This window comes from Geodermatophilus sabuli (assembly GCF_900215145.1).
GTDB lineage: Bacteria > Actinomycetota > Actinomycetes > Mycobacteriales > Geodermatophilaceae > Geodermatophilus > Geodermatophilus sabuli.
Genome location: NZ_OBDO01000003.1, coordinates 99,533 through 125,526 on the forward strand (window position 1 = coordinate 99,533; position 25,994 = coordinate 125,526).

The following is a 25,994-nucleotide window of genomic DNA, read 5'->3' on the forward strand; positions in this document are numbered from 1 at the left end:
GGCGGACGCCCCGTCCGGGCGTCAGGGCCGAGGGCCGGTCGCCACCGGGCGGTCGGGGTCGTTCGACCACTGTGACCAGGAGCCCGGCCACAGCGCGGCCTCGATGCCGGCCACGGCCAGGGCGGCGACCTCGTGGGCGGCGGCGACCCCCGAACCGCAGTACGCGGCGACCGGCCGGCCGGGGCCGATGCCCAGTTCGGCGAAGCGCGCGGTGAGTACAGCCGCTGGAAGGAAGCGTCCGTCGCCGCCCAGGTTCTCCGTCGTCGGCGCGCTGACGGCGCCGGGCACGTGTCCCGCCCGGGGGTCGATCGGCTCGACGTCGCCGCGGTAGCGCTCGGCGGCGCGCGCGTCGAGCAGGACGCCGCCGGCACCCGGGAGCCCGGCCGCGTCGTCGATGGTGAGCACCGGCATGCCGCCTCCTCGAAGGGTCACGTCCCCCGGCTCCGGGACGACGTCGCCGGTCTCCAGTGGGCCGCCCGCCCGGCTCCACGCCGCGAGGCCGCCGTCGAGCAGGCGGACGTCGGGGAGGCCACCCCAGCGCAGCAGCCACCAGGCCCGGGCGGCCGCCAGGCCCCCGGCGTCGTCGTAGACAGCCACCCGGTCACCCTCGTGGATGCCCCATCGCCGGGCGGCCGATTGCAGTCGCTGTAACGACGGCAGGGGGTGCCGTCCCTCCGCGGCGGAGGGCGGCTCGCTCAGCTCGCCGTCGAGGTCGACGAAGACCGCGCCCGGCAGGTGACCGGAGCGGTACAGCTCGCGCCCACGGGGATCGGCCAGCGACCACCGGACGTCGAGCAGCACCAGTTGCTCCTGACCGGCCCACAGGTCCTCGGCGGCCACGAGCACGGCGGTGCCCCCGCGTGAGTTCACCGGACGGCGAGCAGGCCGTGCAACTCCTGCGTGAGGGCGTTCCGGGCGTCACCGCGGCCGTGCCACGCGGCCGGGGTCGCCTGGAGCAGGGAGATCCGCCAGCGGCCGCCGCCCTCGTCGACGGCGACGACCGTGTGCACCGTGTGCAGCGCGGGGTCGAGGTCCTCCCCGCCCGGCGGGATCATCCCGGCGTGCGCGAGCAGCAGCGCTACCCCGGGTGCCAGCGGCCGGACCGACCGCACGATCCCGACGTAGGTCGGCGTCTGGTGACTGCCGAAGACCTGCCTGAGGTCCGCGGCGATGGACAGCCGGCCGCGGTGGTGGGAACCGTCGAAGCCGATGATGTCGCCGTCGTCGGCGAAGCCGGCTGCGACCGCCGCACCGCTGCGCCGGTTCCAGCCGTCGAGGAACGACGTGTAGAGCGCACGGATCTGGGCGTCGTACGGGTGCGCTGCGGTCACAGACTCCTCCTCGCTGGCGCCGCCGACCGGCGGTGCAGTCTTCCCGCGTGACCGCGCCAGCCCGGTCACGTCGTCCCGGGTGTGTGCTGGGACAGGAGTGACGGTAGTGGTCAGGCCGCGCCCACCGTTCGCCCCTCGCCGACAGCGAACTGCGTGCGGTACAGGTCGGCGTACCGCCCTCCGAGCGCCAGCAACTCAGCGTGCGTGCCCGACTCCGCGATGCGACCGTCATCGACGACGAGGATCTGGTCCGCGCTGCGGATCGTCGACAGCCGGTGGGCGATGACCAGCGACGTGCGGCCGGTCAGCGCGGTGTCGAGGGCGTGCTGCACCGCGACCTCGGACTCGCTGTCCAGGTGTGCGGTCGCCTCGTCGAGGATGACGATGCCCGGCGCCTTCAGCAGGACCCGGGCGATCGCCAGCCGCTGCTTCTCGCCCCCGGAGAGCCGGTACCCGCGGTCGCCGACGACGGTGTCCAGACCGTCGGGCAGCGAGCGCACCAGCCCGGCGATCCGGGCGCCGGCCAGCGCCGCCCACAGCTGCTCCTCGGTCGCCTCCGGCCGGGCGTAGACCAGGTTGGCGCGGATGGTGTCGTGGAAGAGGTGGGCGTCCTGGCTGACCACGCCGATCGCGTCGCGGAGCGAGTCCAGCGTGACGTGCCGGACGTCGACGCCGCCGACGCGGACCGTGCCGCTGGTCACGTCGTACAGCCGCGACACCAGGTTGGCGATCGTCGACTTCCCGGCTCCGGAGTGCCCGACCAGGGCCACCAACCGACCCGGGGCGACGCGGAAGGAGACGTCGTGCAGCACGGCCGTCGGCCCGCCGTGCTCGGGGAGGGACACGTCCTCCAGCGACGGCAGCGAGACCTCCGCGGCCGACGGGTAGCTGAACGAGACGTGCTCGAACTCGATGGACCGGTCGCCGGCCGGGACCGGGACGGCGTCGGGTTCCTCGCGGATCATCGGCTCCAGGTCGAGCACCTCGAAGACCCGGTCGAAGCTGACCATCGCGCTCATGACGTCGACGCGGACGTTGGACAGCGCCGTCAGCGGCCCGTACAGGCGCGACAGCAGCAACGCCAGGGCGACGACGTCCCCGGGGCTGAGGGAGCCGGTGAACGCCAGCCAGCCACCGAGGCCGTAGACCAGCGCGGTGGCCAGCGCGGCGACCAGCGTCAGCGCGGTGAAGAAGGTGCGCCCGTACATGGCCGACAGGACGCCGATGTCGCGCACCCGGGCCGCCCGGCCGCGGAACCCGTCGGCCTCCACCCCTGGGCGCCCGAAGAGCTTGACCAGCAGCGCGCCGGCGACGTTGAACCGCTCGGTCATCGTCGCGTTCATCGACGCGTTGAGCCCGTAGGACTCCCGGGTGATCTCCTGCAGCCGCCGGCCGATGCGCCGCGCGGGCAGGACGAACACCGGCACCAGCACCAGCGACAGCGTGGTGATCTGCCAGGAGAGGCTGAACATCACCCCGGCGGTCAGCACCAGACCGATGGCGTTGGACAGCACCCCCGACAGCGTCGAGGTGAACGCCTGCTGGGCGCCGATGACGTCGTTGTTCAGCCGGCTGACCAGTGCGCCGGTCTGGGTGCGGGTGAAGAACGCGACCGGCATCCGCTGCACGTGCTCGAACACCCGGCTGCGCAGGTCGTAGATGACGCCCTCGCCGATCCGCGCGGAGAACCAGCGGGTGACCAGGGAGATGCCGGCGTCGACCACCGCGAGCGCGGCGATCAGCAGCGCGATGCGCACGATGTCCGCGGCCGTGCCCTCCAGGCCGGCGATCCGGTTGATGATCCGACCGGCCAGCAGCGGGGTCAGCACCCCGATGACCGAGGAGCCGACCACCAGCAGCACGAAGAACGTCAGGTCCCGCCGGTAGGGCCGGGCCACGCCGAGGATCCGCCGGACCGTGCCCTTCGGCAGCTCCCGCGCGGCGACGGACGGGTCGCGGCGGAACGACCGCATCGCCGCCATCGAGGTCATGGGACTGCTCACGTCCTCACCACCGCCTTCCCGTCGTCCGGCCAACACCACCGCGCGACGGCGGATTCCGTCCGCAGGGTGTCAGGCCCCTCCGACGAGTTCGGCCAGCCGGCGGGTCTGGGCCGCGCGCTCGGCGGCGTCCTGGGTCGCGGGGTCGTTGCGGACGGCGGAGCGCACCAGGGCGGCGGTCTCCCGGCTGGCCCCGACCGGCGCCGCGGTGATCGCGGTGACCAGTTCGGTGACGGCGGCGTCGAGGCGGTCGGCCGGGACGACGGCGTTGGCCAGCCCGACGGCGTGCGCCTCGGCCGCCCCGACCCCGCGGCCGGTCAGGCACATCTCCAGCGCCCGGGAGTAGCCGACGAGCTCGACCAGGGTGCTGGTCCCGGTGAGGTCGGGGACCAGGCCGAGCGTGGCCTCGGGCAGCCGCAGCACGGCGTCCTCGGTGAGGACCCGCAGGTCGCAGGCGAGGGCCAGCTGGGCACCTGCGCCGATCGCATGCCCCTGGACGGCGGCCACGGAGACGATGCCGGGCGCGCGTAGCCACCGGAACCCGGACTGGTAGCGGCGGATCCGCTCCTGGGTCTCCTCGGTCGGCAGCCGCGCCAGCTCGCCGAGCCCACCGGCGGTGCCGGGGTCGGGGCTGAACAGACTGCGGTCCAGTCCAGCGGAGAAGGACCGGCCGGCGCCGCGCAGCACCACCACGCGCACGGCGTCGTCGAGCGACTCCCCGACGGCGGCCAGCGCGGTCCAGGTGGCGGGGGTCTGCGCGTTGAGCTGGTCGGGGCGGTCCAGCGTGACGGTGAGGACGGCGCCGTCCCGCGCCGTCCGCACCCACCCGGCGTCGTCGTCCGGCGTCACGCCTTCTTGCTGTTCCGGTTGGCTCCTCCGCGGCTGCGGAGGGTGGCACCCGACTCCGACAGCAGACGGTGGACGAAGCCGTACGAGCGGTTGGTCGACGTGGCCAGGGACCGGATGCTCTCCCCACCGTCGTACCGCTGGCGCAGCTCGTCGGCCAGCGACGACCGGTCACCTCCGGTGATGCGCTTGCCCTTGCCGAGGTCCGCAGTGCTCGAGTCGGCCATGACTCCCCTCCGTCAGCGACCGTGCGGGCCGTCCTGGCCCGCTCCGGCAGCTCGTCCCCTTGGCGCCGGGCCCCACTGACCTCGGCATCCCGCGACCCATGATCACCCAGCCCCGCGCACTCGGCCACGCGAGCGAGAACCGTCCGCCTACGGGGGCGGGGCCGGGGACGGCACCCGACAGGGTGGACCGGTCGCGGAGGCCCGCAGGGCCTCCCGAGCGGGACACGGGTGGGGCTCCACGGCGGCCGGGACGGCACCTGACGGCAGTGTCGACGGCAGCCGGGGACGGCACCCGACAGGGTGGACCGGTCGCGGAGGCCCGCAGGGCCTCCCGAGCGGGACACGGGTGGGGCTCCACGGCGGCCGGGACGGCACCTGACGGCAGTGTCGACGGCAGCCGGGGACGGCACCCGACAGGGTGGACCGGTCGCGGAGGCCCGCAGGGCCTCCCGAGCGGGACACGGGTGGGGCTCCACGGCGGCCGGGACGGCACGTGGCCGCGGTGTCGGCCGGTAGGCCGACGAAGTGCTACGCCAGTTCGACCAGATCGGCGAGGTCCTCGCTCCAGGCGTCCTCGGTGCCGTCGGGCAGCAGGATGACCTTGTCCGGGTCCAGCGCCCGGACGGCGCCCTCGTCGTGGGTGACGAGCACGATGGCGCCGGTGTACGTGCGCAGCGCCTCGAGGACCTGCTCGCGGCTGGCGGGATCGAGGTTGTTGGTGGGCTCGTCGAGCAGTAGCACGTTGGCGCCCGAGACGACCAGCGTGGCCATGGCCAGCCGGGTCTTCTCGCCGCCGGAGAGCGTGCCGGCCCGCTGGTCGACCGTGTCGCCGGAGAAGAGGAAGGCGCCGAGGATGCGCCGCAGTTCGGTGTCGGTGCTGTCCGGGGCCGCCGACCGCATCACCTCGAGCAGCGAGCGGTCGAGGTCGATGGTCTCGTGCTCCTGCGCGTAGTAGCCGACCCGCAGGCCGTGGCCGGCCTTGACCTCGCCGGTGTCGGGCATCTCGGTGCCAGCGAGCATGCGCAACAGCGTCGTCTTCCCGGCGCCGTTGAGCCCGAGGACGACGACCCGAGTGCCGCGGTCGACGGCGAGGTCGACGTCGGTGAAGACCTCCAGCGAGCCGTAGCTCTTGGACAGGCCCTCCGCGGTGAGCGGGGTCTTCCCGCACGGCGTGGGCGTGGGGAACCGCAGCTTGGCGACGCGGTCCTGGACGCGCACGGCCTCCAGCCCGGCGGCCAGCCGCTGGGCGCGCTTGTCCATGCTCTGTGCCGCCTTGGCCTTGGTCGCCTTGGCGCGCATCTTGTCCGCCTGCGCGGACAGCGCGTCGATCTTGCGCTCGGTGTTGGCCCGCTCCTGCTTGCGCCGGCGCTCGTCGGTCTCCCGCTGGGCGAGGTAGGGCTTCCAGCCGAGGTTGTAGACGTCGACGGTGGCCCGGTTGGCGTCGAGGTGCCACACCTTGTTGACGACGGCGTCGAGCAGCTCGACGTCGTGGCTGATGACGATGAGCCCGCCCTTGTGTGAGGCCAGGAACCCCTTGAGCCAGGTGATCGAGTCGGCGTCGAGGTGGTTGGTCGGCTCGTCGAGCAGCAGTGTCTCGGCATCGGAGAAGAGGATGCGGGCGAGCTCGACGCGGCGACGCTGCCCGCCGGAGAGGGTGCGCAGGGGCTGGGCCAGCACGCGGTCGGGCAGGCCCAGCGCGGTGCAGATGCGGGCGGCCTCGCTCTCCGCGGCGTACCCGCCGAGTGCGGCGAACTGGTCCTCCAGGCGGCCGTAACGGCGCACCGCGCGGTCGCGCTCGGCGTCGTCGGCCGGCTCGGCCATCGCCACCTGGGCCTTGGTCATCTGCGCGCGCAGCACGTCGAGGCCGCGGCCGGACAGGACGCGGTCGCTGGCGGTGATGTCGAGGTCGCCGCTGCGCGGGTCCTGCGGCAGGTATCCGATCTCCCCCGTCACCTCGACCTTGCCGGCGTGCGGCAGCCGCTCGCCGGCGAGGGTGGTGAGGGTGGTGGTCTTGCCGGCCCCGTTGCGGCCGACCAGCCCGATGCGGTCACCGGGCTGCACGCGGAGGGTCGCCTCGCTGATGAGGATGCGGGCGCCGGCGCGCAACTCCAGGCCGGTGGTCGTGATCACTGATCCCAGGGTAGGCGCTCGGCGGGCTCCGGTCCGCCGAGTTCCGGGGTGACGTCGGCGGCATCGCCGTCCACAGACGGGGAACGGTCGCCCCAGCGGGACGTCGGTCACGCCAGGATCCGGGCATGACCTCGCCGAACGGGACGCCCTGGGGTGTGCCCTGCCCGGTCTGTGGCCGCCCGAGTGCCGGGCCCGGACCGGCGCCGTGTCCGTCGTGCGGGCTGCCCGCCGTCGGTGAGGCGGCGCTCGTCGTGGCCCGGATCGGCGCCACGATCGACCAGCTGGCGCGGGACCGGGACCGGTTGCTCGCCACCCTGCGATCGGTGGCCGGCTCTCCGCCGGGACCGGCCGGGCCGCGCTCGGTGCCGTGGTCCGGCGACCTGCCACCGGTCCCGGCGGCACCCCTCCCGCCCGCCGCGGTGCCGCCTCCCCCGTGGTCTCGGCCGCCGCGGTTGCCGCCGGGGGCCCCGGCGCCCGGGGCGGGCGCCGCAGGGCACCCGGCGGCCCGCCGCCGGGTCAGCCCCCAACAGGTGTTGCTCGGCCTGGGCGCCCTGCTGGTCGTCGCCGCGGCCATCGCGTTCGTCGCGGTGGCGTGGACGCGGCTGGGCCTGGCCTTCCAGGCGACCGTGATGCTGGCGGTCACCGCGTCCGCCTGCGGGCTGTCCGCCTGGACGGGGCGCAAGGGGTTGCGCGCCACCGAGGAGGCCCTCGCCGCCGCGGGGGCCGCGTTGCTGGCGGTCGACCTGGGTGCGGCCCACGCGCTGGGGCTCGCCGGGGCCGACGCTGTCCCGCTCCGGATCTGGACGGCGCTGTCCTGCGCGGTCGTCGTGGGCGTGGCGGCCGGGCTGGCCCGGCTGCGCCGCAGCACCGTCACGTGGCCGCTGGTGGCGGTGCTGGCGGCACAGCCGGTGGCGCTCCTGCTGCTGCCGCCGGGTGCGGTCGGCGGGACGGCGGGAGCTGCGGTCGCGCTCGCCGTCGCCCTGCTCGACGTCCTGCTCCCCCTGGCGCTGCGGCCCGCCCTGCAACCGGTCGCGCGCGTGCTGGCGCTGCTCTGGACGTTCGCCGGGGCCGGCCTGGGCGTCGCCGCGGCCTGGAGCCGTCCGCCGGTCGACTCGTGGTCGGCGGCGGTCCTGATCGCTGCGGCCGGCGCCCTGACGCTGCTGCTACTGCGGGAGCCCCGGCTGGCGGCCACCCTGCCGCGCGCCTGGGTGCTGGCCGGCGCAGGGGCGGGCGTCGCCGCGCTGGCCCTCTCCGGGGCCATGGCGCGGGCCGGCGGGCCGGGGCCGGTCGCCGCCGCGGCCCTGGGGGTCGCGTTGCTCGGCGCCGGTGTCCTGACCGCACACCTGCATGCCGTGGCGGCCGCGTCGACCGCGGCGGGGACCGCCCTGGCGGTGACCGGTTCGGCCACGCTGCTGGTCACCGAGCGTCCGGGTGCGCTGGCCGTGGTCGTCCTCGGGGCCACCGTCCCGGCCGCGTTGTCCGCCGCCCGGCTGCCGGCACTGCGGCCGCGGGCGCTCGCCGCGAGCCTGGCGTGCCCGGCTGCGGCCGCCCTCCTCGCGCAGGAGGCGGGGTGGCTCGGCCTGGCGGCCACCGGCCTGCTGCTCGCCCTCGTCGGCGCGGCCGGCTTCGGCCTGGCCGCGCTGTGGACGCCGTCGACGGAGGAACGGGTCACCGCCGGCACCGGTCTGCTGGCCGGGCTGTGCGCGCTCGCGACGACCGCCGGGGTGCAGGCGTGGGGGCAGGCGGCCCTCGTGCTCGCGGTGACCGGCGCCGCGGCCGGGGCCTACGCGCTGGCCGCGCACCGCCGTGACGTCGCCGTCGGTGCGGTCGCCGCCCTCGTCGCGGCGGCCTGGACGGCGGTCGGCGGTGCGGGCGTGGCCACCCCCGAGGCGTACACGCTGCCGGCCGCCGGCGGCCTCCTGCTGCTCGCCGTCCCGCAGCTGCGGGACGGCGCCCGGTCGTGGGCGGCCGAGGGGCCGGCGGTGGTGACCGCGCTGGCACCGTCGGCGCTGATGGCGGTCGCGGAGCCGTCCGCCCTGCGACTGGTGCTCGTGGTGGCGGGCGCGACGGCGTTCGCCGTGGCCGGCACCCTCACCCGGCGGCAGGCGCCCTTCGTCGTCGGCGCGGCGGCGCTGGCCACGGTCGTCCTCGGCCGGTTGACGCCCTACGCCCCGCTGGCTCCCCGCTGGCTGGTGCTGGCCGCCGCGGGCCTGATCCTCCTGGTCCTCGGCGCCACCTACGAGCGTCGGCGGCAGCAGGCCCGGGAGGCGGTGGCCTGGGTGGCGCAGATGCGCTGACCGCCGGCGGGTGGCTCCGGCGCCCCGGGCCCTACCGTGGACCGGACGGCGGCAGGGAGGAGTGCGGTCGTGGACCCTGCGCAGGCGCCTCCGCTCCCCTACCGGGCGCGCGGGCTGGAGTGGCTGCTCGCGGTCGGGGTGGTGCTCATCGCCACCGCCGGCGCCGGCATGACCGCCCTGTTCGGCGGCGACTGGGCCCGCGTCCTGCTCCTCGGCCTCGCCGTCGCGGCGGCGATCGCGTCCTGGGCCGGCGCGGTGGCCACGCTCCCCCGGTCGGAGGAGGCGCTCGCCGCCGCGGCGGTCGTGCTCACCGCCCTCGGCGCCGACCCGGGGGGCTCGCTGCTGTCCGGCGGGCTGGGCCCCCCGGTCGCCACCGGTGCCGTGTTCGCCGTCCTGGCGTTCCTCCTCCCCCGACCGGCCGCCTGGCCACTGGCCGTGTGGGCCGCTGTCCAGGTGACGGCGCTGCGCGCGGTCGACGGTGCGGCGTCGGGCCTGCCCGACGTCTCACTAACCATCGGCGCGGCGGTCGCCGGCCTGGGAACCGCCGGCGCGGCGCGGCCGCTCGTCGCCCGGATCGCGCTGGTGGCCGCGCTGCCCTGGTGGGTCGCCGGGGTGGGCAGCGCCGTGGCCACCGCCTGGAGCGGGGCCGGTCCGGCGCGGTGGCTGCCGGTGCTCCTCACCGTCGTGGCCGCGCTGGGCCTGCTGGCCGCGACCGAACGGCGGGAGCTGCGCACCCTGCTGCGGCCGCGCTCATCGGTGGCCGCCCTGGCCGGGATCGCCGTCGGAGCCGCCGTCGGAGCCGCGCTGCACAGCCCCGGGCCGGTGGCCGTCCCGCTGGCCGGCTACCTGGGGGTCGCCCTCACCTCGGCCGCCGCGGCCCTGCTCCCCGGTGCCGCGCGCCGGGTCCTGCTGCCCGCGGCGGTGGCGGCGGGCGCGACGCTCGTCGCCCTGTGTCTCGTCCAGCTGCTCACCGACGCCCGCTGGACGGCGCTGTCGTGGCTGCTGGCGGTGACCGCCGCGGCCGGCCTGCTCACCGCCGTGCTGCGGGTGGACGAGCGACCGCGGGCGTTCCCGGCGGCTGTCGCGTGCGGCGGGCTCGCGGCGCTGTGCGCGGTGCCGGCCGGCGGCCTGGGCGGTCCGCGAGGCGCCGCGGTGGCCCTCACCGGCCTGTACGTCCTCGCCCTCGCCGGAGGGCTGCTCATGGCGATGCGGACCCGGCGGCCCACCGTGACCGCCGGCGCGACCTGCGCGGCGGCCGCCACCGCGCTGCTGGTGGCCCTCCGGACCCGTGACCAGCTGGCCGCCCACCTCGCCGTCCAGGGGGCGTGCACCTACGCGTGGGCGTGGCTGCTGTGGCGGAGGACACGCAGTGGCCGCGTGCCGGCCCGGATGGGGCGCGCCGGGCGGCCGGACGCGGACGCGGGGCCGCGCTGGGCGGACCGGCTGCGGGCTGCGCTGCGCCCCGGCGTCCGCGCCGCCGGAGCGGGAGCGCGCGCCGTCCGTGCCGGGCTGCGAGCCGTCCGCGACGGCGTGCGGGCCGTCCGGCGGGCCGCGCAGGCCGCGATCGGGGTGCCGCCCGCGCCGTCGCCGACCCGCCACCGCTCCACCGACGCGCGGGTGGCCGCCCGCACACCAGCCGCGCAGCGGCGCCCGGAGGACCCGGACGATCCGGACGACCCGGACGAGGAGGCAGCCCCCGAGGCGTCGCCTGCCTGGCGGGCCGGCGCGGCTCAGCTGGTCCTGGCGGCCTGGATCGTGGCGGCTCTCACCGGGGGGGTCGTCCCCGAGAGCTGGACGCTCCCGGCGGCACTGGGCCTGCTGATGGCAGCCGGGCCACGACTGGCGGAGGGGCGGTCCGCGCCGGCCTGGGGCCCGGGCCTGTGGGTCGCCGCAGCGCCGTCGGTCGTCTGGGCGGTGGCGGCACCGGGCAGCACCCGACCGCTGCTGGTGTTCGTCGTGGCCGCCGTCGTCATGGCCCTGGGCGCGTGGCGGTCGGTCCGCGCCCCGGTGGTCGCGGGCGCGGCCACGGCCGTGACCCTGGCCCTCGGACTGCTCGCCGTGCAACTCCCCCTGGCGGTCGGCAGCGGGCTCGTCGTCGGCGTCAGCCTGCTGGCCGTCGGCGCGTGGCGGGAGGTGGTGCTGCGCAGGCGCCGGAGTGAGCTGGAGCCCGGCGGCGGGCTCACACCGGCCGACCGCGCCGACGGGTTCCGCCGCCGCGTGGCGGAGATGCGCTGAGGAAGGCCCCCTGCCCCCCGCGCGCTCGGCGCGGGACCCCGCAGCGGGGCCGGATGACCGGGGAGCCGAGGGCCGGAGACGACCGTGGCGCCGCGGCCACCACCCGGAGGGCAGGCTCACGGCGCCACGGTCGTGGGCGTCTGCCCGGACTACACGCGGAAGCCCAGGGCCCGCAGCTGCTCGCGGCCGTCGTCGGTGATCTTGTCCGGACCCCACGGCGGCATCCAGACCCAGTTGATCCGGATGTCGTCGACCAGTCCGGGGCCGGGGCCGCCGGTCAGCGCCTCGCGAGCCTGGTCCTCGATGACGTCGGTCAGCGGGCAGGCCGCCGACGTCAGCGTCATGTCGATGACGGCCACGTTCGACTCGTCCACGTCGATGCCGTAGACCAGCCCCAGGTCGACGACGTTGACCCCCAGCTCGGGGTCGACGACGTCACGCATGGCCTCCTCGACGTCCTCGATGAGGGCCGACTTGTACGGCGGCAGCTCCGCCTGAGTCGCGTCGGGGGTGGCGGTCTCGGTGGTCACGGCGTTCTCGGTCGTCTCGCTCATGCGTTCTGCCCTCCAGTCGAGGTGGTCGGGTGGGCGACCGACAGGGCCCGGGCGCCGGCGTCCTTGAGGGCCATCCAGCTCATCAGGGCGCACTTGATGCGTGCGGGGTACTTAGACACCCCGGCGAACGCGACGGCGTCCTCCAGCTCGTCCTCGAGCTTCTCGGCCACCGAGGCGTCGCCCTTGCTCTGCATCAGCGTCATGAAGTGCTCACCGGCCTCCAGCGCCTCCGGGACGCTCTTGCCGATGACGAGGTCGTACATCGCCGAGACCGACGCCTGGCTGATCGAGCAGCCCATCCCCTCGTAGGAGACGTCGGCGAGCCGGTCGCCGTCCAGGTGCACCCGGAGGGTCACCTCGTCGCCGCAGGTGGGGTTGACGTGGTGCACCTCGGCCTCGAACGGCTCGCGCAGACCGCGGCCGTGCGGGTTCCGGTAGTGGTCCAGGATGATCTCCTGGTACATCGACTCCAGCTGCATCCTCAGCCCGCCTCACGCGTCGTCACAGGTGTGGCAACGCCGAAGAACTCCTGCGCCTTCCGGACGGCGTCGGCCAGGGCGTCGATGTCGTCGTACCCGGTGTGCACGTAGAACGTCGCCCGGGTCGTGGCGGGGACGCCGTATCGCCGCACCACCGGCCAGGCGCAGTGGTGGCCCACGCGGACCTCGACGCCGAGGTCGTCGAGGACCTGCCCGACGTCGTGCGGGTGGACGCCGTCGACGGTGAAGGAGATCGCGCCGCCCCGGGCCACGGTGTCCGGCGGGCCGATGACGGTGACGCCGGGGATCTCCGCCAGCTTCGCCAGGGCGTAGGCGGTGAGCGCCTTCTCGTGCTGCTCCACCCTGTCCATGCCCAGCGCCAGCAGGTACTCGACGGCCGCGGCCAGCCCGATGACCTGCGCGGTCATGGGGACGCCGGCCTCGAACCGCTGCGGCGGGGGCATGAAGGTGCTGCCCTCCATGCGGACGACCTCGATCATCGAGCCGCCGGTGAGGAAGGGCGGCAGCGCGTCGAGGACCTCGTAGCGGCCCCACAGGACGCCGACCCCGGTGGGCCCGAGCATCTTGTGCCCGGAGAACACGAGGAAGTCCGCGCCGAGCTCGGTGACGTCGACCGGCTGGTGCGGCACCGACTGGGCGCCGTCGACCAGGACCAGCGCGCCGACCTCGTGGGCGCGGGCGACGATGTCCCCGAGCGGGTTGATCGTGCCGAGGATGTTCGACTGCTGGGTGACCGCGACCAGCTTGGTCCGCTCGGTGACCACGGTGGCGAGGTCGGAGAGGTCCAGCCGGCCGTCGTCGGTGAGTCCCAGCCAGCGCAGCGTGGCCCCGGTGCGCTCGCACAGCTGCTGCCAGGGCACCAGGTTGGCGTGGTGCTCCATCTCGGTGACCACGATCTCGTCGCCCTGCCCGACGGCGTACCGGCGGAACTGCTCCTCCTTGGCGGTGACCGCGTTGGAGAGCGCGTAGGCCACGAGGTTGATCGCCTCGGTGCTGTTGCGGGTGAAGACGATCTCCTCGGCCGGGGCGCCGATGAAGGCCCCGATCGTGGCGCGCGCCGCCTCGTAGCGACCGGTGGCCTCCTCGGCCAGCTGGTGCGCGCCCCGGTGCGGGGCGGCGTTGCAGGTCTCGTAGAAGTCCCGCTCGGCGTCCAGGACGCTGCGGGGCTTCTGCGAGGTGGCCCCGGAGTCGAGGTAGACCAGCCGCTTCCCGTCGCGGACGGTGCGCGACAGGATCGGGAAGTCCGCCCGGATCGCCTCGACGTCCAGAGGCAGGGGCGCCTTCTGCGCCCCGGCTTCGGGACGCGAGACGGTCTGGGTCATGACTGGAGGACCTCCGCAGCGGTCTTCTCGGCGCTGGCCTGCTCGTTGGAGTCCTTGACGTAGGCGGCGTAGCCCTCGTTCTCCAGCTTCTCCGCGAGCTCCGGACCGCCCTCCTCGACGATCTTGCCGGCGACGAAGACGTGCACGAAGTCGGGCTTGATGTACCGCAGGATGCGCGTGTAGTGGGTGATCAGCAGGACGCCGACCTCCCCCTCCGCGCGGGTGCGGTTGACGCCCTCGGAGACGATCCGCAGCGCGTCGACGTCGAGGCCGGAGTCGGTCTCGTCGAGGATCGCGATGCGCGGCTTGAGCAGGCGCATCTGCAGGATCTCGTGGCGCTTCTTCTCACCGCCGGAGAAACCCTCGTTGACGTTGCGCTCGGCGAACGCCGGGTCCATCTCCAGGGCCGCCATCTCGTTCTTGACGTCCTTGACCCAGGTGCGCAGCTTGGGCGCCGCGCCCTGGACGGCGGTGGCGGCCGTGCGCAGGAAGTTCGACACCGAGACGCCGGGGACCTCGACCGGGTACTGCATGGCGAGGAACAGGCCGGCGCGGGCGCGCTCGTCGACGCTCATCGCGAGGACGTCCTCGCCGTCGAGGGTCACCGTGCCACCGGTGATCGTGTACTTCGGGTGACCGGCGATCGAGTAGGCCAGGGTCGACTTGCCCGACCCGTTCGGGCCCATGATCGCGTGGGTCTCACCGGAGCGGACGGTCAGGTCGACACCGCGGAGGATCTCCTTGGTGTCGTCGCCCTCCCCCACGGTGACGTGCAGGTCGCGGATCTCCAGCACGGACACTTGTCTTCTCGCTCCTCAGTTGCGGGCCGCGGGGACCGAGGCGTCGACGTCGACCAGGACGTCGTCGCCGTCGACCCGGACCGGGTAGACGGGCACCGGCTCGGTGGCCGGCAGGTTGGTGGGCTCACCGGTGCGCAGGTCGAAGCACGACCCGTGCAGGTAGCACTCGATGGTGGGGGCGTCGTGGAACTCCTCGACCTCGCCCTCGGACAGCGGGACCTCGGCGTGCGAGCAGAGGTCCTCGATCGCGTAGACCTCGCCCTCGAAGCGGACCACGGCGACATCGGCGTCCGCGAGCTCGACCCGCAGGGAGCCGTTCGCCGGGACCTCGGACAGCGCGCAGACCCGCTCGAACGCCATGTCAGGCCTCCACGGACTGCTCGTCCAGGCCGGGCAGGGCACCGAGGCGGGCCTCGATGGTGCCCATCAGCCGGTCCTGCAGCTCCGGCAGGCCGATGTGCTGCACGACGTCGGCGAAGAAGCCGCGCACGACCAGGCGGCGGGCGGTCTCGGCGTCGATGCCCCGCGAGCACAGGTAGAACAGCTGCTCGTCGTCGAACCGGCCGGTGGCGCTGGCGTGACCGGCACCGACGATCTCGCCGGTCTCGATCTCCAGGTTGGGCACGGAGTCGGCGCGGGCGCCGTCGGTGAGCACCAGGTTGCGGTTGAGCTCGTAGGTGTCGGTGCCGGTGGCCGCCGGGCGGATCCGGACGTCACCGACCCACACCGTGTGCGCCTTCTCCCCCTGCAGCGCGCCCTTGTAGAGGACGTTGCTGGTGCAGTTGGGCACGGCGTGGTCGACCCACAGCCGGTGCTCCTGGTGCTGGGTCTCGTCGGCGAAGTAGACACCGAACAGCTCCGCCGTCCCGCCGGGGCCGGCGTACTGCACGTTGCTGAGCAGGCGGACGAGGTCGCCGCCGAGGGTGACCACGACCTGCTTGACGGTCGCGTCACGGCCGACGACGGCGTCGAACTGCCCGCCGTGCACCGCGCCGGGCGCCCAGTCCTGCACGGAGACGACGGTGACCTGCGCGCCGTCCCCGACGAGGACCGCGACGCCACCGGAGTACCTCGCCAGGCCGCTGTGGTCCAGGACGACGGTCGCCTCGGCGAACGCGCCGACCTCGACGACCAGCTGGCCCCAGACGACGTCGTCGGAGCCGGTGCCCGTCAGCCGCAGGACGACCGGGCGGTCCAGCTGCGCCTCGGCCGGCACGCGCACGACGGCGGCGCCGCCGCTGCGCTGACGGGTGAGCGCGGCGAGCCGGTCCACCGGCTCGGGCAGGCCCTTGAGCAGCGGGTCGTCGGCGGCGACGCTGGTCAACTCGACGCCCTCGGGGAGGTCGGTGTCCCACTGCAGGTGCGCGTCGGACGGTGCGCCCTGCAGCAGCGGGCGGATCCGGCGCATCGGGGTGAAGCGCCAGTCCTCCTCACGGCCGGTGGGCTCGCCGAACGCGTCGGGATCGGTGGAGGTGAACCGCTCGGCCGGGGAGCCGGTCGGTGCCGGGCCGCCGTGCGAATGCGCACCGGGCCCGGCCTCGCCGGCCGTGGCGGTGCCGCCGGCCGGGGTGGTCGGCGGCCCGGCCTGGGCGCCGACCCCCGGGGCGAACAGCTCGCCGGCCAGGCTGCCGGTGGTCTCGACGGTCGTGCTGGTGTTGTCGGGGGCTGGCATCAGCCGACGGCACCTTCCATCTGCAGTTCGATCAGGCGGTTGAGCTCGAGCGCGTACTCCATGGGGAGCTCGCGGGCGATCGGCTCCACGAAGCCGCGGACCACCATCGCCATCGCCTCGTCCTCGGACATGCCGCGGCTCATCAGGTAGAAGAGCTGGTCCTCGCTGACGCGGGAGACCGTCGCCTCGTGGCCCATGGCGACGTCGTCCTCGCGGACGTCGACGTAGGGGTAGGTGTCCGACCGGCTGATGGTGTCGACCAGCAGCGCGTCGCACTTCACCGTCGACTTCGAGCCGTGGGCGCCCTCGTCGATCTGGACCAGACCGCGGTAGGAGGTCCGGCCGCCGCCGCGGGCCACCGACTTCGACACGATCGTCGAGGAGGTGTTGGGCGCGGCGTGCACCATCTTGGCGCCGGCGTCCTGGTGCTGACCCTCCCCGGCGAAGGCGATGGAGAGCACCTCACCCTTGGCGTGCTCGCCGGTCATCCAGACCGCCGGGTACTTCATCGTCACCTTGGAGCCGAGGTTGCCGTCGACCCACTCCATGGTCGCGCCCTCGTGGGCGATCGCCCGCTTGGTGACCAGGTTGTAGACGTTGTTCGACCAGTTCTGGATGGTCGTGTACCGGCAGCGCGCGTTCTTCTTGACGATGATCTCGACGACCGCCGAGTGCAGCGAGTCCGACTTGTAGATCGGCGCGGTGCAGCCCTCGACGTAGTGCACGTAGGCGCCCTCGTCGACGATGATCAGCGTCCGCTCGAACTGGCCCATGTTCTCGGTGTTGATCCGGAAGTAGGCCTGCAGCGGGATGTCGACGTGCACGCCCTTCGGCACGTAGATGAACGAGCCACCCGACCACACGGCGGTGTTCAGCGCGGCGAACTTGTTGTCCCCGGACGGGATCACAGAGCCGAAGTACTCCTGGAAGATCTCCGGGTGCTCCCGGAGGGCGGAGTCGGTGTCGAGGAAGACGACGCCCTGGTCCTCCAGCTCCTTCTGGATCTGGTGGTAGACGACCTCGGACTCGTACTGCGCCGCGACACCGGAGACCAGCCGCTGCTTCTCGGCCTCCGGGATGCCCAGCCGGTCGTAGGTGTTCTTGATGTCGTCGGGCAGGTCCTCCCACGAGGCCGCCTGGGCCTCGGTGGAGCGCACGAAGTACTTGATGTTCTGGAAGTCGATGCCGGACAGGTCCGAGCCCCAGTCGGGCATGGGCTTGCGGCCGAACAGCTTGAGGGCCTTGAGGCGGCGCTCGAGCATCCACTCGGGCTCGTTCTTGCGGGCGGAGATGTCGCGGACGACGTCCTCGTCCAACCCGCGGCGGGCGGAGGCACCGGCGACGTCGGCGTCAGCCCAGCCGTACTCGTAGCGGCCGAGCGCGTCGATCTGCTCGTCCTGCGTCAGCGGCGTGCTGGTCACCGGCTGCTGGGTGCTGGTCATACGGGCGTCCTCTCCCGGTCGAACGTGTGAGTGGAGCTGGTGGACGGTGCGGTGCGCGTGGTGGCCGTCGTCGGCCGCGCTCCCCGCTCACCTGGTACAGGGCGTGCGGGGGTCGATCTGTTCCCCGCGCGGATGTGGTCCCGGCCGCCCGCCCCCACCCGGATCGGACCCGGGATGTGGGTGGTGCAGACGCCGTCGCCGTGCGCGATCGTGGCCAGCCGCTGGACGTGGGTACCCACCAGCCGGCCGATCACCGCCGTCTCGGCCTCGCACAGTTGCGGGAACTCGGCCGCCACGTGCGCCACCGGGCAGTGGTGCTGGCAGAGCTGCCCGCCGCTGGAGATCGCCGAGGCCGAGGCAGCGTAGCCCTCGGCCGTGAGGGCGGTCGCGAGCACCTGCGCACGGTCCACGGTGCCGGTGGCGGCCGCGTGCTCCACGGCCGTGGAGCAGCGCTGCTCGAGCCCGGAGAGCTGAGCCTCGGCGACCGCCCGGACGGCGTCGGGACCGCCGGAGGCGGCCACGTACCGCAGCGCCGTCAGCGCCAGGTCGTCGTAGGCGTGCGGGAAGTCCGAGCGTCCGGCGTCGGTGAGGTGGAACAGCCGAGCCGGGCGGCCGCGACCGCGGCGCGCCGGACCGCCCCCCAGCCGCTCCTCGACCCGGCCGGTGGCGACCAGCGCGTCGAGGTGCCGGCGGACGGCGGTCGGCGAGATGCCCAGCCGGCCGGCCAGCTCGGTCGCGGTCTGTGGGCCGTGCTCCAGCAGGAGCGCGGTGACGCGGTGCCGGGTGCGGCCGTCGTCAGCGCTCGCCGACGGCCGGGACGAGGGCCCCGGGGGCCCGCCCGCCTGCACGTGGTCGCTTTCCACAACACAAGTGTTACCTATTTCGGGGCGCTCGCAAGCAAGGCAGACCTAACTTCTGGGGCGGACGAGCGCGGGCACGGGGCGACCTGTGAGGCACACCACCGAGGGCCGACGGCGTCCGTGCCGGTGGTGGACGCGGATCACCCGCCGGGACGACCGGTGCGCGGCTCCCCACCGCCTAGCATCGGGGCGTGCCGGTCTCCCCTGCCGTCGTGTCACGGTTCGCCCTGGCCAACGCCGTCGCCAACGGCGCCATCGTCGTCACCGGGGGTGCCGTCCGGCTGACCGGTTCCGGCCTCGGCTGCCCCACCTGGCCACGGTGCACCGACGAGAGTTTCGTCGCGACCCCGGAGCTCGCCGGGCACGGTGTCATCGAGTTCGGCAACCGGCTGCTCACCTTCGTCCTCGCCGCCGTGGCGATCGCCACCGTGGTCGCGGTCTTCCGCTCCACCCGGCGGGATCTGCGCGGTCTCGCCGTCCTGGCGTTCCTCGGCATCCCCGCCCAGGCCCTCCTCGGCGGGGTCACGGTGTTGACCGGGCTGAACCCGTGGACGGTGGCCGCCCACTTCCTGGTGTCCTCGGCGCTGGTCGCGGTGACGACCGTGCTGTGGCTGCGCTCGCGGGAGCCCGGGGTGGGCCAGCTGCTGGTCCGCCGTCCCTTCGCGCTGCTGGTGACCGGGATCGCAGCGGCGACCGCCGCGGTCCTGGTGCTCGGCACGGTGGTCACCGGCAGCGGCCCGCACAGCGGCGACCCCGGCGCCGGCCGCACCGGGTTCGACCCCGAACTGGTCAGCCAGCTGCACGCCGACTCGGTCTTCCTGCTGCTGGGCCTGACGATCGCGCTGCTGGTCGCCCTGTACGCCACCGACTCCCCCGGGCGCCTGAAGCGGGCCGCCCGCGACCTGCTGGTCGTCCAGCTCGCCCAGGGGGTGCTGGGCTACGTGCAGTACTTCACCGACCTGCCGGTCGCCCTCGTGCTGCTGCACATGCTGGGTGCGGTGCTGGTGACGGCGTTCACCGCCCGCCTGGTGTGGTCGGTGCGCGGCCCGGCGTCCGAGCTGCCGCTGGACGCCCCGTCGGTCCCGGCCTCCGCCACCCGCTGACCGGGGCGGGCCGGAGGCTCCCCCGAGCAGGGGCGGGAGTCCCGGGCTCGATCCAGGACGGGACGACACCTGGCCGCGGTGCGGTCCCTGGGAGCGGGGGGCCGGAGGCTCCCCCGAGCAGGGGCGGGAGTCCCGGGCTCGATCCAGGACGGGACGACACCTGGCCGCGGTGCGGTCCCTGGGAGCGGGGGGCCGGAGGCTCCCCCGAGCAGGGGGCGGGAGTCCCGGGCTCGATCCAGGACGGGACGGCACCTGGCCGCGGTGTCGGCCGGTAGGCCGACGAGGTGCACAGCCGTCAGACGAGGACGTCGACGATGATCGCGACCGACAGCAGCGTCATGTAGGTGATCGAGATGTGGAACAGCTGCATCGGCTTGGTCTCCGCGCCGGAGCGGATGCGGCGCAGCAGCCGGTGCGCCTCGACGGCGAACCACAGGCCGAGGGCCGCCGCGGCGGCGGTGTAGATCCAGCTGATGCCGAACCCGTCGGCCACCGGCCACAGCAGCAGCGAGACGGCGACGGTCAGCCAGGTCCAGGCCACGGTCTGCCGGCCCACCGACACCGCGGAGGACACCACCGGCAGCATCGGCACGTCCGCGCGGGCGTAGTCGGCCTTGAAGCGCATGGCGAGCGCCCAGAAGTGCGGCATCTGCCAGCAGAAGACGACGCCGAAGAACACGACGGCGGGCCAGGCCAGCGAGCCGGTCACGGCGGCCCAGCCGATCAGCACCGGCGCCGCTCCCGGCACCCCGCCGAACTCGGTGCTGCGGCGGGTGTACCGCTTGAACACCATCGTGTAGAGGACCGCGTAGTAGACGATCGCGGCCAGCGCGAGGCCCGCGGCCAGCAGCGTCGTGGTCGTGGCGAGCAGCCCGACCGACACCACGGTGAGCACCAGCCCGAACACCAGGGCGGCGCGGGGGCTGATCTCGCCCATCGGCAGCGGCCGCCGCTCCGTGCGGTGCATGAGCCGGTCGATGTCGCGGTCGTACCAGCAGTTGAAGACGTTGGCCGCACCGGCGGCGAGGGTGCCGCCGACCATCGTGGCGATCAGCAGCCGCCAGGAGGGCCAGCCCCCGGAGGCCAGCATCATCGCCGGCAGCGTGGTGACCAGCAGCAACTCGATGATCCGCGGCTTGGTCAGGGCCACGTACGCCCGCACGGTGTTCGAGAGGCGACGGGCCTGGACGGCCGGGCGCTCGGACAGCGCGGTCACCGTGCGGCCTCGGGTGCGCAGGCACACGGGCAGGGCACCACCGGGCACCTGGACAGCACGAGGTCCCTTCCGAGAGGGGACGGGGAGAACAGCAGCCACTGTATCCCGCGGCCACCGCCGGCACCGGCGGGCATGACTAGGGTCTCGTCACGTTGGTGCTGCGCATGCAGCGGGTAGGGCCGACGTCGACGACGACGGTGCGTCCGGGTCCGCGACGGGCCACGAGCCGCGCGACGCCCGGTCGCTGGAGCCGCGCACCGTCGTCCGCCCGCGGTCGGTCGGTCTCCACCGGTCGTCCCGGGCGGTCCCGCACAGGCCGACCCCCGAGGGAGCACCCGCAAGATGGGAACGAAGAGCACCGCGTCCGAGGCCCCGGCCGAGGCGGCGACCGACGCACCGACCGGCAACCCGACCCAGCCCTCCCCCACCCTGCCCGAGGGCTTCGGCGACCTCGACCGCCGGGCCATCGACACCGTCCGCGTGCTCGCGATGGACGCCGTCCAGCAGGTCGGGAACGGCCACCCCGGGACGGCGATGAGCATGGCGCCGACGGCCTACCTGCTGTTCCACAAGTGGCTGCGGCACGACCCGACCGACCCGCAGTGGCCGGCCCGCGACCGCTTCGTCCTGTCGATGGGCCACTCGAGCCTGACCCTCTACATCCAGCTCTACCTCTCCGGCTACGGCCTGGAGCTGGCGGACCTGCAGGCGCTGCGTACCTGGGGGTCGAAGACCCCGGGCCACCCCGAGGTGAACCACACGCCGGGCGTGGAGACGACGACCGGCCCGCTGGGTCAGGGCGTGGCCAACGCGGTCGGGATGGCGATGGCGGCCCGGCGCGAGCGCGGGCTGCTCGACCCCGACGCCCCCGAGGGCCAGAGCATCTTCGACCACACGATCTGGGCCTTCGCCTCCGACGGCGACCTGGAGGAGGGGGTCAGCGGCGAGGCGTCCTCGCTGGCCGGCACCCAGCAGCTGGGCAACCTGGTGCTCGTCTACGACGACAACCGGATCTCGATCGAGGACGACACGAACGTCGCCTTCACCGAGGACGTCGGCAAGCGGTACGAGGCCTACGGCTGGCACGTCCAGAACGTGGACGACGGTGAGGACCTCGCCGCGGTGGACGCCGCGTTCGCCGCCGCCAAGGCCGAGACCGGCCGCCCGTCGATCATCGTGCTGCGGACGATCATCGCCTGGCCGGCACCGAACAAGCAGAACACCGGTGCCGCGCACGGCTCGGCCCTCGGCGAGGACGAGGTCCGGGCCACCAAGGAGATCCTCGGCTTCGACCCCGAGCGCACCTTCCAGGTGGACGACGACGTCCTGGCCCACGCCCGTTCCGTCGTCGAGAAGGGCCGGCAGGAGCACGCCGACTGGCAGGAGCGGTTCCAGGAGTGGCAGCGGGCCAACCCGGACGCCTCGGCGCTGCTGGAGCGCATGACCACCCGGACGCTGCCGGAGGGCTTCGCCGCGGAGCTGCCCTCCTGGGACGCCGACGCCAAGGGCGTGGCCACCCGCAAGGCCTCCGGCGAAGTGCTCGCCGCCCTCTACCCGGTCCTGCCTGAGCTGTGGGGCGGCTCGGCCGACCTCGCCGAGAGCAACAACACCGCGGTGAAGGGCGAACCGTCCTTCCTGCCCGCGGACCGGCAGACGAAGATGTGGTCGGGCGGGCCGTACGGCCGCACCCTGCACTTCGGCGTCCGGGAGCACGCCATGGGCGCGATCATGAACGGCATCGCGCTGCACGGTGGCACGCGGGTCTACGGCGGCACGTTCCTCACCTTCTCCGACTACATGCGCGGGGCGGTGCGGCTGGCCGCGCTCATGCAGCTGCCGGTCACCTACGTCTGGACGCACGACTCCATCGGCCTCGGTGAGGACGGCCCGACCCACCAGCCGATCGAGCACCTCGCCGCGCTGCGCGCCATCCCCGGGCTGGACGTCGTCCGGCCGGCGGACGCCAACGAGGTGGCGGTCGCCTGGCGGACGATCCTGGAGAACAACGACCGGCCGGCCGGGCTCCTGCTGTCCCGGCAGAACCTCCCGGTGTTCGACCGTGGACAGCTCGCCTCCGCCGAGGGGGTGGCCCGCGGCGCGTACGTCCTGGCCGACGCCTCGAACGGCGACCCCGAGGTCATCCTGCTGGGCACCGGCTCGGAGGTGCAGATCGCCGTCGCGGCCCGCGAGCGGCTGGAGGCCGACGGCGTCCCGACCCGGGTCGTCTCCGTGCCGTGCGTCGAGTGGTTCACCGACCAGGAGCAGTCCTACAAGGACGAGGTGCTCCCGCCGTCGGTCCGCGCCCGGGTGAGCGTCGAGGCCGGCGTCCCCATGGGCTGGCGGGAGTTCGTCGGCGACGCCGGGCGGATCGTCGGCCTCACCCACTACGGGGCCAGCGCCGCGTACAGCGTCCTGTACGAGGAGTTCGGTCTCACCGACGAGGCGGTCGTGACCGCCGCCCGCGAGAGCATCGAGGCCGCCCGGTCCGGCACCGCCGTCCCGGCCGGCCCCGTCGCGGCCACCGGCGGCCTGCCGCACCCCACCGGCGACCGCTGAAGGACCACCCTTCCCCCCACGCCTCGCGAGCTCGGCGCGGGACCCTGAAAGGTGGCCGTTCCAGTACCTCACCGAGAGAGGCAGAGACATGGCACAGAACGAGAAGCTGGCCGAGCTGTCGGAGGCCGGGGTCGCCGTCTGGCTCGACGACCTGTCCCGCGACCGCATCCGCAGCGGCAACCTCCAGTCGCTGGTCGACGAGCACTCCGTCGTCGGCGTCACCACCAACCCGACGATCTTCGCCGCGGCGATCAGCGGGTCGGACTCCTACGACGACCAGCTGCACGCCCTCGCCGTCCGCAGGGTCAGCGTCGAGGAGGCGCTGCGGACCATCACGGCGGCCGACGTCCGCGACGCCTGCGACCTGCTGGCACCGGTGGCCCAGCGGCAGCCCGGCGACGGCCGGGTGTCCCTGGAGGTCGCGCCGGGTCTGGCGCACGACACCGACGCCACCGCCGCGGAGGCCGCGCACCTGTGGTGGCTGGTGGACCGGCCCAACCTGTTCATCAAGATCCCGGCGACGGAGGCCGGCCTGCCGGCGATCACGACGTCCATCGCCCGCGGGATCAGCGTCAACGTCACCCTCATCTTCAGCCTCGAGCGCTACCGGGCGGTCATGGACGCCTACCTCAGCGGGCTGGAGCAGCGGATCTCCGCCGACCCGGACGCCGAGCTGGGCGGCATCGCCTCCGTGGCGTCGTTCTTCGTGTCCCGCGTGGACAGCGAGATCGACAAGCGGCTGGACGAGGCCGGCGCCGACGCCGCCCTCAAGGGCAAGGCGGCCCTGGCCAACGCCCAGCTGGCCTACCAGGCCTACGAGGAGGTCTTCTCCTCCGACCGCTGGAAGGCCCTGGAGGCGAAGGGGGCGCGCCCGCAGCGGCCGCTGTGGGCCTCGACGGGCGTGAAGAACCCCGACTACCCCGACACCCTCTACATCAGCGAGCTCATCGCCCCCGGCACGGTCAACACCATGCCGGAGAAGACGCTCATGGCCTACGCCGACCACGGCAGCGCGGGCACGCCGGTGCAGAAGACCTACGACGAGGCCGCCGCGGTGATGCAGGCCATCAGCGACGCCGGGGTCGACCTCGACGACGTCTTCCGGGTGCTGGAGGAGGAGGGCGTGCAGAAGTTCGCCGACTCGTGGGACGAGCTGACCGAGTCGGTGCGCACCCAACTCCAGGACAAGGCGTGACCTTGCGCTTCTCCTGCGCCGGACTCGACGTCCCGCAGGCCGTCCGCACCCAGCTGGCCGACGACGACGTCGCCGGCCGGCTGGTGCGCAAGGACCCCACCCTCTGGGGTCCGGAGGCCGAGGGCGAGGCGTCGGTCCGGCTGGGGTGGCTGGACCTCCCGGCCACGTCGCGGGAGCTCCTCCCGCGGGTGACCGCACTGCGCGCCGAGCTCCAGGCCGAGGGCCTGGACCGGGTCGTGCTGTGCGGCATGGGCGGCTCCTCGCTCGCCCCCGAGGTGATCTGCCGGACGGCCGGTGTGCCGCTGGTCGTGCTGGACAGCACCGATCCCGGCCAGGTCGCCGCGGCGTTGACCGACCTCGCCCGCACGGTCGTGGTGGTCAGCTCCAAGTCCGGCGACACGGTGGAGACCGACAGCCACCGGCGGGCCTTCGTGGACGCGTTCGCCGCCGCGGGGCTGGACGAGCAGCAGATCGGGGCGCGGTTCGTCGTCGTCACCGACCCCGGGTCCCCGCTGGCGGAGACGGCGGCGGCGATGGGCGCCCGCGCGGTCTTCCTGGCCGACCCGACCGTGGGTGGCCGCTACAGCGCCCTGTCGGCCTTCGGGCTCGTCCCCGCGGCGCTGGCCGGCGCCGACGCCGGCGCGCTGCTGGAGGAGGCCGCCGAGCTGGCCGAGCACCTGACCGAGCCGGACAACCCCGCCCTGGAGCTGGGGGTCGCGCTCGGCGGGGGTTTCCGCACCGGCCGGGACAAGGTCGCGCTGGTCGACGGCGGCTCCGGCACCACCGGCTTCGGCGACTGGGCCGAGCACCTCATCGCGGAGTCCACCGGCAAGCAGGGCCGCGGCCTGCTGCCGGTCGTGCTCGACGCCCCCGACGCCCCCGGCGCCACCGACCCGGACACCCTGCTGGCCGTGGTCGGCGGCGACCCGCTCGGGCCGGGTCCGTCGATCGGCGTCACCGGTCCGCTGGGCGCCCAGTTCCTCGGCTGGGAGTACGCGACCGCCGTCGCCGGCCACTTGCTCGGCATCAACCCGTTCGACCAGCCGAACGTGACCGAGAGCAAGGAGAACACCCGGCGGCTGCTGGAGGGCGGGCTGCCCGACGAGAAGCCGGTGGCCACGATCGGCGCGGTCGAGCTCTTCGACTCCGGCGACCTGCTCGACCAGGTCGACCTCAGCCAGCTCGACGGCGTCCGCCTGGCGCTGGACGCGCTGATGGCCGCCGTCCCCCCGCGCGGGTACCTCGCGGTCATGGCCTACCTGGACCGGGCTCGCGACGCCCGCGCCGCGGAACTGCGCGGGGTCCTGGCCGCCCGCACCGGGCACGCGGTCACCTTCGGCTGGGGCCCGCGGTTCCTGCACTCCACCGGCCAGTACCACAAGGGCGGGCCGCAGACCGGGGCGTTCCTGCAGCTCACGGGTGAGCTGGACGCCGACCTCCCCGTGCCCGACCGGCCGTACGGCTTCGGCGCCCTGCAGGCCGCCCAGGCCGCCGGCGACCGCCAGGCACTGGCCGACCGAGGCCGCCCGCTGCTGCACCTGCACCTGACCGATCGCGTGGCCGGCGTCGGCCAGCTGCTCGACGCGCTGCGCTGACCGGTGTCGGCCAGGATCGCAGTCCGAGGGGAACGGTCCACGGCCGCACCCCCGATCCACCCGCCGCCCGGTCCACCGCCGCGCCGGACGGCGAGCCCGCACCCCGACCTCGA

At 74.3% G+C, this 25,994-nt stretch carries 21 protein-coding genes; 6 read left to right on the forward strand and 15 right to left on the reverse strand.

What is annotated here, in order from left to right:
• Positions 1-21: 21 nt before the first annotated feature.
• From CRP39_RS08635 to abc-f, 6 genes are all read right to left on the reverse strand, one after another.
• Positions 22-870, reverse strand: coding sequence for a sulfurtransferase (locus CRP39_RS08635; protein WP_097205972.1), 849 nt, complete (start codon positions 868-870; stop codon positions 22-24).
• Positions 867-1,331, reverse strand: coding sequence for an SgcJ/EcaC family oxidoreductase (locus tag CRP39_RS08640; protein ID WP_097205973.1), 465 nt, complete (start codon positions 1,329-1,331; stop codon positions 867-869). Before CRP39_RS08640 ends, CRP39_RS08635 begins: the two co-directional genes overlap by 4 nt.
• A gap of 110 nt (positions 1,332-1,441) precedes the next feature.
• A complete protein-coding gene (locus tag CRP39_RS08645) occupies positions 1,442-3,334 on the reverse strand; it encodes an ABC transporter ATP-binding protein (RefSeq protein WP_245853707.1) in 1,893 nt (630 codons plus the stop codon).
• 69 nt (positions 3,335-3,403) lie between these two features.
• Positions 3,404-4,180 (reverse strand): enoyl-CoA hydratase/isomerase family protein, encoded by a 777-nt coding sequence (locus CRP39_RS08650; protein ID WP_245853708.1) that lies wholly within the window; start codon positions 4,178-4,180, stop codon positions 3,404-3,406.
• Entirely contained in the window at positions 4,177-4,404 is a 228-nt protein-coding gene (locus CRP39_RS08655) for a helix-turn-helix domain-containing protein (protein WP_097205975.1), read from the reverse strand. The genes CRP39_RS08650 and CRP39_RS08655 overlap by 4 nt, the downstream gene beginning before the upstream one ends.
• 528 nt (positions 4,405-4,932) lie before the next feature.
• Positions 4,933-6,534, reverse strand: a complete 1,602-nt coding sequence (gene abc-f / locus CRP39_RS08660; protein ID WP_097205976.1) for a ribosomal protection-like ABC-F family protein — start codon at positions 6,532-6,534, stop codon at positions 4,933-4,935.
• A 125-nt stretch (positions 6,535-6,659) separates the two neighbouring features.
• Here abc-f and CRP39_RS08665 point away from each other — a divergent pair, with 125 nt between their 5' ends.
• Positions 6,660-8,831 (forward strand): SCO7613 C-terminal domain-containing membrane protein, encoded by a 2,172-nt coding sequence (locus tag CRP39_RS08665; protein ID WP_097205977.1) that lies wholly within the window; start codon positions 6,660-6,662, stop codon positions 8,829-8,831.
• A gap of 69 nt (positions 8,832-8,900) precedes the next feature.
• Positions 8,901-11,066 carry an SCO7613 C-terminal domain-containing membrane protein gene (locus CRP39_RS08670; RefSeq protein WP_097205978.1) on the forward strand — a complete coding sequence of 722 codons (2,166 nt, stop codon included), beginning with the start codon at positions 8,901-8,903 and terminating at the stop codon, positions 11,064-11,066.
• A gap of 149 nt (positions 11,067-11,215) precedes the next feature.
• On the opposite strand, the gene CRP39_RS08675 is transcribed toward CRP39_RS08670, so the two are convergent.
• Genes CRP39_RS08675 through CRP39_RS08710 form a run of 8 tightly spaced genes read right to left on the reverse strand, consistent with a single transcriptional unit; the run spans position 11,216 to position 18,219 of the window.
• Positions 11,216-11,620 carry a metal-sulfur cluster assembly factor gene (locus CRP39_RS08675; RefSeq protein WP_097205979.1) on the reverse strand — a complete coding sequence of 135 codons (405 nt, stop codon included), beginning with the start codon at positions 11,618-11,620 and terminating at the stop codon, positions 11,216-11,218.
• Positions 11,617-12,099 carry a Fe-S cluster assembly sulfur transfer protein SufU gene (gene sufU, locus CRP39_RS08680; RefSeq protein ID WP_097205980.1) on the reverse strand — a complete coding sequence of 161 codons (483 nt, stop codon included), beginning with the start codon at positions 12,097-12,099 and terminating at the stop codon, positions 11,617-11,619. The genes CRP39_RS08675 and sufU overlap by 4 nt, the downstream gene beginning before the upstream one ends.
• A 2-nt stretch (positions 12,100-12,101) precedes the next feature.
• Positions 12,102-13,442, reverse strand: a complete 1,341-nt coding sequence (locus CRP39_RS08685) for a cysteine desulfurase (RefSeq protein WP_097205981.1) — start codon at positions 13,440-13,442, stop codon at positions 12,102-12,104.
• Entirely contained in the window at positions 13,439-14,242 is an 804-nt protein-coding gene (sufC, locus tag CRP39_RS08690; protein WP_097205982.1) for a Fe-S cluster assembly ATPase SufC, read from the reverse strand. Before sufC ends, CRP39_RS08685 begins: the two co-directional genes overlap by 4 nt.
• A 15-nt stretch (positions 14,243-14,257) precedes the next feature.
• Positions 14,258-14,602, reverse strand: coding sequence for a non-heme iron oxygenase ferredoxin subunit (locus tag CRP39_RS08695; protein WP_097205983.1), 345 nt, complete (start codon positions 14,600-14,602; stop codon positions 14,258-14,260).
• A gap of 1 nt (position 14,603) precedes the next feature.
• Complete coding sequence (gene sufD, locus CRP39_RS08700) at positions 14,604-15,914, reverse strand: Fe-S cluster assembly protein SufD (protein ID WP_097205984.1); 1,311 nt, start codon at positions 15,912-15,914, stop codon at positions 14,604-14,606.
• Complete coding sequence (sufB, locus tag CRP39_RS08705) at positions 15,914-17,356, reverse strand: Fe-S cluster assembly protein SufB (protein ID WP_097205985.1); 1,443 nt, start codon at positions 17,354-17,356, stop codon at positions 15,914-15,916. Before sufB ends, sufD begins: the two co-directional genes overlap by 1 nt.
• A complete protein-coding gene (locus CRP39_RS08710; RefSeq protein ID WP_097205986.1) occupies positions 17,353-18,219 on the reverse strand; it encodes a helix-turn-helix transcriptional regulator in 867 nt (288 codons plus the stop codon). The genes sufB and CRP39_RS08710 overlap by 4 nt, the downstream gene beginning before the upstream one ends.
• Before the next feature lie 188 nt (positions 18,220-18,407).
• On the opposite strand from CRP39_RS08710, the gene CRP39_RS08715 reads away from it, so the two are divergent.
• Positions 18,408-19,319: a COX15/CtaA family protein gene (locus tag CRP39_RS08715; RefSeq protein ID WP_101811053.1), complete on the forward strand. Its 912-nt coding sequence runs from the start codon at positions 18,408-18,410 to the stop codon at positions 19,317-19,319.
• A 295-nt stretch (positions 19,320-19,614) separates the two neighbouring features.
• Here CRP39_RS08715 and CRP39_RS08720 read toward each other — a convergent pair whose 3' ends face one another.
• Positions 19,615-20,535 (reverse strand): heme o synthase, encoded by a 921-nt coding sequence (locus tag CRP39_RS08720; RefSeq protein WP_097206294.1) that lies wholly within the window; start codon positions 20,533-20,535, stop codon positions 19,615-19,617.
• Positions 20,536-20,877: 342 nt separating this feature from the next.
• Here CRP39_RS08720 and tkt point away from each other — a divergent pair, with 342 nt between their 5' ends.
• The 3 genes from tkt to CRP39_RS08735 all read left to right on the forward strand — a co-directional run bounded on the left by tkt (position 20,878) and on the right by CRP39_RS08735 (position 25,881).
• Positions 20,878-23,091, forward strand: a complete 2,214-nt coding sequence (gene tkt / locus CRP39_RS08725; RefSeq protein WP_097205987.1) for a transketolase — start codon at positions 20,878-20,880, stop codon at positions 23,089-23,091.
• Positions 23,092-23,179: 88 nt separating this feature from the next.
• Complete coding sequence (gene tal / locus CRP39_RS08730) at positions 23,180-24,286, forward strand: transaldolase (protein WP_097205988.1); 1,107 nt, start codon at positions 23,180-23,182, stop codon at positions 24,284-24,286.
• Entirely contained in the window at positions 24,283-25,881 is a 1,599-nt protein-coding gene (locus tag CRP39_RS08735) for a glucose-6-phosphate isomerase (RefSeq protein WP_097205989.1), read from the forward strand. The genes tal and CRP39_RS08735 overlap by 4 nt, the downstream gene beginning before the upstream one ends.
• Positions 25,882-25,994: the final 113 nt, after the last annotated feature.

Excerpts from the sequence above, each read along its gene's own strand:
- CRP39_RS08655 (WP_097205975.1), bottom strand. The coding sequence starts at position 4,404 with ATGGCCGACTCGAGCACTGCGGACCTCGGCAAGGGCAAGCGCATCACC.
- CRP39_RS08665 (WP_097205977.1), top strand. The coding sequence starts at position 6,660 with ATGACCTCGCCGAACGGGACGCCCTGGGGTGTGCCCTGCCCGGTCTGT.
- CRP39_RS08675 (WP_097205979.1), bottom strand. The coding sequence starts at position 11,620 with ATGAGCGAGACGACCGAGAACGCCGTGACCACCGAGACCGCCACCCCC.
- sufU (WP_097205980.1), bottom strand. The coding sequence starts at position 12,099 with ATGCAGCTGGAGTCGATGTACCAGGAGATCATCCTGGACCACTACCGG.
- CRP39_RS08685 (WP_097205981.1), bottom strand. The coding sequence starts at position 13,442 with ATGACCCAGACCGTCTCGCGTCCCGAAGCCGGGGCGCAGAAGGCGCCC.
- CRP39_RS08695 (WP_097205983.1), bottom strand. The coding sequence starts at position 14,602 with ATGGCGTTCGAGCGGGTCTGCGCGCTGTCCGAGGTCCCGGCGAACGGC.
- sufD (WP_097205984.1), bottom strand. The coding sequence starts at position 15,914 with ATGCCAGCCCCCGACAACACCAGCACGACCGTCGAGACCACCGGCAGC.
- sufB (WP_097205985.1), bottom strand. The coding sequence starts at position 17,356 with ATGACCAGCACCCAGCAGCCGGTGACCAGCACGCCGCTGACGCAGGAC.
- tkt (WP_097205987.1), top strand. The coding sequence starts at position 20,878 with ATGGGAACGAAGAGCACCGCGTCCGAGGCCCCGGCCGAGGCGGCGACC.
- tal (WP_097205988.1), top strand. The coding sequence starts at position 23,180 with ATGGCACAGAACGAGAAGCTGGCCGAGCTGTCGGAGGCCGGGGTCGCC.